General features: G+C 43.3%; 7 protein-coding genes. 3 read left to right on the forward strand and 4 right to left on the reverse strand.

Features of this window, described 5'->3' with window-relative positions:
• On the reverse strand, positions 1 to 237 hold a 237-nt coding region (locus B7Y67_RS09690; RefSeq protein ID WP_293598467.1), incomplete at its 3' end, for a hypothetical protein.
• Positions 238 to 271: 34 nt separating this feature from the next.
• On the opposite strand from B7Y67_RS09690, the gene B7Y67_RS09695 reads away from it, so the two are divergent.
• Together B7Y67_RS09695 and B7Y67_RS09700 are read left to right on the forward strand one after the other, a co-directional pair.
• Entirely contained in the window at positions 272 to 952 is a 681-nt protein-coding gene (locus B7Y67_RS09695) for a metalloregulator ArsR/SmtB family transcription factor (protein WP_293598468.1), read from the forward strand.
• 3 nt (positions 953 to 955) lie between these two features.
• Positions 956 to 1,762 (forward strand): energy transducer TonB, encoded by an 807-nt coding sequence (locus tag B7Y67_RS09700; protein WP_293598469.1) that lies wholly within the window; start codon positions 956 to 958, stop codon positions 1,760 to 1,762.
• Between the two features lie 242 nt (positions 1,763 to 2,004).
• On the opposite strand, the gene B7Y67_RS09705 is transcribed toward B7Y67_RS09700, so the two are convergent.
• Positions 2,005 to 2,967 (reverse strand): tripartite tricarboxylate transporter substrate binding protein, encoded by a 963-nt coding sequence (locus B7Y67_RS09705; RefSeq protein ID WP_293598470.1) that lies wholly within the window; start codon positions 2,965 to 2,967, stop codon positions 2,005 to 2,007.
• 9 nt (positions 2,968 to 2,976) lie between these two features.
• The gene (locus B7Y67_RS09710; RefSeq protein WP_293598471.1) at positions 2,977 to 3,690 is read right to left on the reverse strand and encodes a GntR family transcriptional regulator; all 714 of its coding nucleotides are present in this window, start codon (positions 3,688 to 3,690) and stop codon (positions 2,977 to 2,979) included.
• Positions 3,691 to 3,745: 55 nt separating this feature from the next.
• Here B7Y67_RS09710 and B7Y67_RS09715 point away from each other — a divergent pair, with 55 nt between their 5' ends.
• Positions 3,746 to 4,519, forward strand: a complete 774-nt coding sequence (locus B7Y67_RS09715; RefSeq protein ID WP_293598472.1) for an amidohydrolase — start codon at positions 3,746 to 3,748, stop codon at positions 4,517 to 4,519.
• A 640-nt stretch (positions 4,520 to 5,159) separates the two neighbouring features.
• Here B7Y67_RS09715 and B7Y67_RS09720 read toward each other — a convergent pair.
• Positions 5,160 to 5,925: KUP/HAK/KT family potassium transporter (locus tag B7Y67_RS09720; RefSeq protein WP_293598473.1), on the reverse strand; the 766-nt coding region annotated here is incomplete at its 5' end.

Raw genomic sequence — 5,925 nt, forward strand, 5'->3', positions numbered from 1 at the left:
TGAAGGAGCTGGTGTTAATGGCGGAACGGCTGTTTGGGGCAGAATCAAAATGGGTAGTCGATACGCATTAGCAATTTCTGCGGCAATTTGAACATTGGTGTTACATCTGGTCCCAGGAGGATCTTGATTAATGAATACCAAGGCTTTTTGCCCGTTAATCTCTAGCGGGACAGGGCTGTTAGCAAGAACGCTTAATGAGAACAAAGAGATAATGACCCCCACGAGCTTTTTAAGCATTTACATCCTCACTTATATTCAATAAAATCATTGAATGATTATGCCTAAACAAAAATCTACTTTCAAGCAAAAACTTTTCGAGCAATTCGCCAAACTCGGGAAAGCCCTTGGTTCTGAAGTGCGCTTAGAGCTCATTGAACTCATTATTCAGTGCCCTACGGCTGTTGAAGACCTAGCTAAAAAGGTTAAGCTGCCCATTGCTAATGTGTCACAACACCTACAAGTACTCAAACAAGTCGGCATTGTAAATACAATCAGACAGGGTAAATCTATTGTTTATGAGATAGCGGACTCTGATGTCATTGATTTGTTCTTAAAGCTACAAGGTGTTGGCCAACGCCACATTGAGGAGGTTGACAACTTAGTCGACAAGTACCTTAGCTCAAGAGACAGCCTTGAAGGTATGCCTGTTAGCCAAGTTTTGAAATTAGCTAAGCGTGGTGAAATTACCTTATTAGATGTACGCCCTACTGAAGAGTTTGCTCACTCACATTTGGAAGGGGCAATTAATATTACCCTCGAAGAGTTAGAAGAACGCTTAGGGGACTTTCCAAAATCCAAAACGATTGTTGCTTACTGCCGTGGGACATACTGCGTACTGTCTTATGAAGCGGTTAAGCGCCTACGAGAAAAAGGCTTTAAAGCAGTTCGGGCTGAAGATGGTATCCCTAACTGGCTCAGTATGAATGTCAAGCTGGCAAAGCAAGCCGATTAAAGTTTGTCATTGCTTAATAGACTGATTCAAACGCCACAATCTGCTTTTAAGGCGGCGATCGTTCTATCCTTAGCATTACATATCGTCTTATTGGCTGTGTATGTGCCAGCAGATACACGGCTTCTTAAGAAAAAAGATGAAGTTATTGTTATTAAGCTAGAAGAGCCCAAACCAAATCAAGAAGAAACCATCCCCCTTCAATCGCAACAAACACTAATAACCAAAGCCCCCGCTACTCAAGCGGCGCCATCAGCCCCAACAGCAGAAGAATGGGCTTTTGCCTCAACGTACACCCTAAAAAATAGTAAAGGCTACAGACACACTTGGGGCAAGCAAGTGCGTAGCATGATGGGAGCAGCTGTTGAAGGTGTAGATCAAGGACAAGTGAGATTCAGAATCGAGATTGCCCCAAATAGCAGCGTCATCAAAGTAGAAACCCTCTGGAAGACATCTGATAAGGCTGAAGCCCTTGCTCGTAAAGCAATTTATTCAATGCCACCGCCACCACCCACGCCAACTGGTAAACCACTCATCTTTGAAAAGACAATTTCTTTTACACCATTTGCCACTGATGACACACCCATTTACAGTGGTGACTGTCTACCTGATCCACCTGCATTCACCAATCCATTCGCATGGGATGGAAAATCACCGCAAGGGATAAAACAAAATAAGCCTGCTGAAAAACTTAGTCCTAAAGCATTAGCAGAGTGCCTCAAACAATTACCTCAGGATTCTATTGAAGGTGTTGCCGCCCATAATCAGAGACAACTGGATCAATGGAAATCAAACAAGCTGGATCAAAAATAGTAATTTACACGCCCTGAAATCAACTTTCCAATAATCAGACAGGAAATGGCAGCTGTTGGCCGATAGCAGCCATTGAGCGTCCAACAACTAGACGCTGAATAAATCTGTTCCATTTAGAACAGACAATTACATATCCTCTATCTATCGAGGCTTGATGTGGTGAGGCCGGGGAGGAGAAAATAAAAACCGCCCGAAGGCGGCTTTAGGGCAGCAAATAAAATATGAGAACGCGATAACTTTAATTAATCTACCGCGATCTTTCCAGTCTTAACCAACTTAGCCCACTCGGCCATTTGGGCCTTAATGAATTTATCGGCCGCCTCAGAATTGCCTTGGAATGGCTCACCGCCTAGACTCAATACCCTCTCCCTTACTTCTGGTGATTGCATCACCTTCGAAATGGCGTCAGATAGTTTTATCAAGATTGGTGCTGGCGTTGCCGCTGGAGCAAAAATACCGTTCCATTCATAAACTTCATAACCCGGTACACCCGCTTCAGCCATTGTTGGAACGCTCGGCATAGAGGATGCTCTTTTCTTGCCAGTAACTGCTAGAGCATTCAACTTGCCCGAATCAACATACTGTTTTGTTGACGCAACACTTCCAAAGAAAACTGGCACTTGCCCACCAATCACATCATTTAATGCAGGGCCACCACCTTTGTATGGAACATGTTGCATCTCCACTCCAGCCTTTATTTCAAATAATGCGCCTGCTAAATGCTGTGCAGAACCATTTCCTGACGAAGCATAAGAAATATTATTTGGCTTTGCTTTGGCCATTGCAACCAACTCTTTTACTGACTTAGCAGGAAAGCTAGGATTAACTAACAGTACATTTGGGTACTGAGCTAGAACAGCTAAAGTCTTGAAATCCTTATTGGGGTCATAGGGCAACTTAGGAAACAAAGAGGGATTGACCGAATAAGATGACGCATCGAGCATTAATGTATAGCCATCAGCATTGGCCTTGGCTACATAGGAAGCGGCAATTTGACCGCTTGCCCCTGGCTTGTTTTCAACCACTACCGATGTGCCCAAAAGCTTGCCCAGTGGGGTTGCAACCGTTCTAGCCATTAGGTCTGCAGTACCGCCAGGGGGATAGCTCACTATCAAGCTAATAGGGCGACTAGGCCACTCTTGAGCATGAGCCAGGCCTGTAGTTGCAAGCAATGCAACCAATAGAGTTTTTACAAAGGACTTCATCTTTTCTCCTTAATTAACTTCTGCTGAATATTGGAATGCCATAGCATCCCCTACTGAACTGCGAAATTCAACTGGCTTGCCAGTTAAATCAAATGCGATGCGATTTACTCTTACGGCTGGATGGCCCTCTTTCATTGCTAATGCTTTTGCATCTGGTTTTTTCATCAACTCAAACCTGACTTGATCCTTGGCTTTGATTACCGCAACTCCACATGTCTTGGCATACATGGGGTAAAACAAATCTTCAAAGTCTTTTGGTTTATAGCTAGCCAATTTCTTAAACTTAGGCAAGGGCAAATAAATCGTCTCGTAGAGCAATGGCTTGCCATCAATCATGCGAAGACGATGAATCTTTAATAGTGACTTGCAGGACCAACCCGTTAGTCTGGCCATTTCTTTATCTAAGGCACCCTCCTTCAAATCTAAAACTTTTGCCTGGGGAGATAGCTGTTCTTGTCCATCTAATTGATAACGAAAAAACCTGAGCATAGATTGCCCATCAAGCCCACTGCTGACAACTGTACTTTTGCCATGTCGTTTAACCAGTACCCCATCATCGGCAAGCTGAGCAATTGCCTGCCGAATAGTTCCGACGGCTACGCCATACTCTTTAGCAAGACTGGCTTCGGATGGAATTGCCTCAGCAATCTGCCATGCACCGCTCTCAACCTTATTTCTAAAGGCTGATGCCAAACCTTGATAACCCATTAACTCTTTAGCCATACCTGTATTTTCAACTCATTTACTCATCTAGATGAGTTATGCTACCATAATTCCCATGAATGTCGATACTCACTTCCATATTTTTGATAAAAGCTCTTTAAATGAGGCTCAGGCTCGCTATTCTGTTGATTACGCTGCCTCAATAGATGATTGGGCCAAATTGGCTAATGCACACCAAATATCTGGCGGGGTCATTGTTCAGCCGAGCTTTCTAGGTTTTGACAACACGCTTCTACTTGAAGCTATTAATCAAAACCCTAGATATTTAAGAGGGGTTGGGGTGACTGACCCCAAAGCCTCACGAAAAGAATTGCTTGAGCTTAACAAACAAGGGATTTGTGGAATCAGGCTGAATTTAGCAGGCGATCAAGATCCGTTTAGAACTCTTGAAAAATACCAAGGCCTTATGAACCTATTAAAAGGGTTGAATATGCACATACAAGTACATCATGATGATGGCTTGTTAAATGAGGTTCTGCTAGCAATACCCAATGGAATAGATGTAGTGATTGATCACTTTGGCAGACCTAAAACTAATAATGAGTTTGAACAACAAAATGATGGGATTAAGAAACACAGGGGAAACCTCTGGGTGAAATTAAGTGCTCAATACAGAACGCCAAACATAAATCATCAAGCTATTTTTGAATATTGGCTCAAGCAAATTGGTGGGTCCCGCCTACTGTGGGGCAGTGATTGGCCACATACAAGATTTGAAGCGACTGAAACTTATGAATCTCAAATGAAGAGCTTTTTGTCTTTAACAAATTTCCCAGAACTTAGACAACAGATTCTTTCTGATAATCCAAGAAGTCTTTATTGGCAGTAAGTCAGCATCAATGCGTCCAATAACTAGACGCTTAACTTTTTTACTCTAAATGAAACATAAAATATTTCGCCAACTCAACGCTGTCGATGCCATTCGGGAAACATTCGAAACCGCTGAGAGCCAATAGATTCGGCGCTTGTAGGGCGGTGGGTCGCAACCAGCTTAGACCCAATGTGCAGAACTGTTTTAGTCCTCTATCCTAGCTTTTCAATCCTCTGCTCTACCGACTGAGCTACCAGGCCAAGAGATGGAATTATAAATGAAACTGCTTGGTACCTTGGGAAATGTCTAAACTGTACTCAATCGCCTTGTACTTACTGAATCCTATGGCGGTTAAGGATGCTTAATCCTGTTTGACGGTGCTTTGCTTTTCCTGCTTACGCAGACATTGCCTTCGTTAAATTCTGCTGTGCTTTTGCCACCTTCTACCGCTTACGCTCTGCGTCTAACGCTTTGCTGACATTGTCTTTCTGAGTTTTTAATGCGTCTAAGCGTGCTTGCTGTGGGGTGCGAGGCTTGCTAGGGTTGGGCACGCTGTAACTAATCCTCTATCTATCGAGGCCTAATGGAAAAAGGCCAAAGGGAAGCAAAGAAAAAAGTCGCCCGAAGGCGCTTTCTAGATATATTCGCTATTACAGCCTTATATCTCTACCTTGGCACCCAACTCAACCACTCTATTCGCTGGAATGGAAAAGAAGTCCGATGGCTTTGCGGCATTCTGATACATCCATGCGAAAAGCTTTTCTCTCCACAATGCCATTCCAGGAATTGCTGAAGGAACCACGGTATCGCGAGCCAAGAAGAAGGATGTTTCCATTGGCTCACATTTAATGCCATATTGAGTCGCCAACAACTCCATAATATGGTTTATGTCTGGAGTTTCTTTAAACCCATACATTGCTCTTGCTAGATAAACCCCACCACCCATCTCTTTTAAATTGATACGATCCTTGTCCTCAACATAAGGAACATCCCAAATACTCATTTTGAGAAAAATGACTCTCTTGTGTAGCACTTGATTGTGCTTGAGGTTGTGAAGCATTGCGACAGGCACATAGTCGACATGCGCCGTCAGAAAGACTGCTGTACCGTTAACTCGAATTGGCTCACTTACCAATAAAGATTTGATAAATGCTTCAAGTGGAATACCGCCCTCGATTGCTTTTTGACGCAAAAGCATTCTGCCCTTGTACCAAGTAATCAATAAAAGAAAGCACAAGGCGCCAAGTAAAAGAGGGAACCAACCACCCTCAGCTATTTTGAGCGCATTAGCCGCAAAGAAGGCAATATCTACCAAAAGAAAGGTGCCGATAACAACTGCCACCAATATAGAATTCCATTTCCATAAAGCCTTCATTACAATGGCTGCCAATAAGGTGGTAATTACCATAGTAGTTGTTACGGCA

The organism is Polynucleobacter sp. 35-46-11 (assembly GCF_002281105.1).